Origin of the sequence: Bradyrhizobium sp. 132 (assembly GCF_023074185.1) — a bacterium.
In the GTDB taxonomy this organism is placed as follows: Bacteria; Pseudomonadota; Alphaproteobacteria; order Rhizobiales; family Xanthobacteraceae; genus Bradyrhizobium.
The window spans coordinates 1-1,578 of the sequence record NZ_JADPKY010000174.1; the positions used below are offsets into that span (position 1 = coordinate 1).

At 54.9% G+C, this 1,578-nt stretch carries 2 protein-coding genes; both read left to right on the forward strand.

The window, feature by feature from the left end; all coding sequences use genetic code 11:
* Nucleotides 1-540 precede the first annotated feature (540 nt).
* Nucleotides 541-747, forward strand: coding sequence for a hypothetical protein (locus IVA74_RS38635; RefSeq protein WP_247353097.1), 207 nt, complete (start codon nucleotides 541-543; stop codon nucleotides 745-747).
* A gap of 462 nt (nucleotides 748-1,209) precedes the next feature.
* Nucleotides 1,210-1,482, forward strand: coding sequence for a hypothetical protein (locus IVA74_RS38640; protein ID WP_247353098.1), 273 nt, complete (start codon nucleotides 1,210-1,212; stop codon nucleotides 1,480-1,482).
* The last annotated feature ends 96 nt before the right edge of the window (nucleotides 1,483-1,578 follow it).

Below are 1,578 nucleotides of genomic sequence, written 5' to 3' on the forward strand. Positions count from 1 at the left end.
CACTTGCCAACTTCGTTGTCATGACGGTTTCCTCCGACGCTTTTGTTTTTTTCTGCCGTGCTTCAAGCATCAGCTCAAAACGTGGCACGAACATGGGCGCGAGGATTTCCTTTGCTACAATCCAAACGTCAGCTTCGAAGTTGTTGCCGGTTTGAGCTTGCTTAGCTGAAAGCCGTTCAAGCTTGGCGAACGGAGTAACCGCGGGCTCTGTTGCTAAGCTTGCAAGTCCTAGGCAAACGGCGGTACCTCGACCAGTGTTCCGATCAGTCTCAGCAACGCTTGCTGTTCGGGTCCCTTTCCGTCACGCAAGAAGTCGCCCAATTCAATGTGAGAAAGGCGGCCACCAGAAGGGGCATTGGGCTGATGGACAATAAAAGCATGTCCGTTAGTCGGCTCGCGCCCGATGAACCAAGTGTCTCCATTTGGACTGCGATATAGTTCTCGCCGATCTGACATATCTCCTCCTAACCGCCCCAGTTAATATGGTAGGCGAATGGGCGCTTTAGAGAAAGATATCTCGCAACTTGGAACGACCCGCGCGTGGAAGTGGATGGTCAGCCTTTTGAGACCGCAAGGGAAGCGGCGATTGCCATCTATGGAAAGAAGACCGGGGGATGGTGGTTTTTCCTGGCCGATCCGACATCGGGCCGCACGCTGCGCGCTGTCCGTCGTGAGTACATCGAAGCGATGGCCGTCGATTCGGACGAAGACGATCAGGATGACGATGGCGACGATGATGAGCTATGAGCCTTACCAAAATTCCCAGCCTCGGGAAAGATCAAGACTGGAGAAGTAACGAAGCAATACTCCGTGGTTCAGATGATCCTCATATCCGGCACCGTCGGCTTTGCGATAATGGGACCCTTCGTCCTGCTCTTCGAGATCGTTGCTCATAGGGAACGCAGGCCGCCCAACAAATGAGCCCGCGTTGCTTGCTAGTTAGCTGGCAAGCATCGTCTGCTGGTGTGACTTTCGCGACGTGCCAATTGAACCGAGCGGTGTCCGCATTCAGGGGTAATCCGGACGGCATTTGCTCATCCTGAGTTCTTCGCAGTCTGACCCAAAGCGGCCCATTACGTGAGTTGAGCTGTCTTATCTAATTTCACTTTGCTTTGGCATCCTCCGTCCCTTGGGAATACAAGACCAGAACCGCTAAGACGCATTTGGAACCGAACGTGCAGACGCTTGCTCACCTACTAGGAGAGCACGATGAACCCACAATCGGAAGGCCTCCGCGCGATGGTTTCTCGCCGTGCCATGATTGTCTCCATGGCAGTTTGCTTAGCGTTGTCTTGCCTGACGAGCCACAACGCCCGCGCCGACGACAAGCCGGCCAGAATCGTCGTGCTCGGGGACTCTCACACCGCCGGTAGCGGTATCGCCGTCGGCTACCGCTTTACGGACCAACTTGAATTTGCATTGAGGGCGAAGGGAAAAGCAGTCGTGGTTTTCAATGCCGGTGTTGTTCATGATACAGCTTGACCTGCCTCCGAAGTTTCATCCAGTGGCGATTAGAGCCTCAGCGGATGTTACGCCGTTTGGCGCGGGGTGAGCAACGTGCGATCGGCGGAGCTGGTC

Excerpts from the sequence above, each read along its gene's own strand:
- IVA74_RS38640 (WP_247353098.1), top strand. The coding sequence starts at position 1,210 with ATGAACCCACAATCGGAAGGCCTCCGCGCGATGGTTTCTCGCCGTGCC.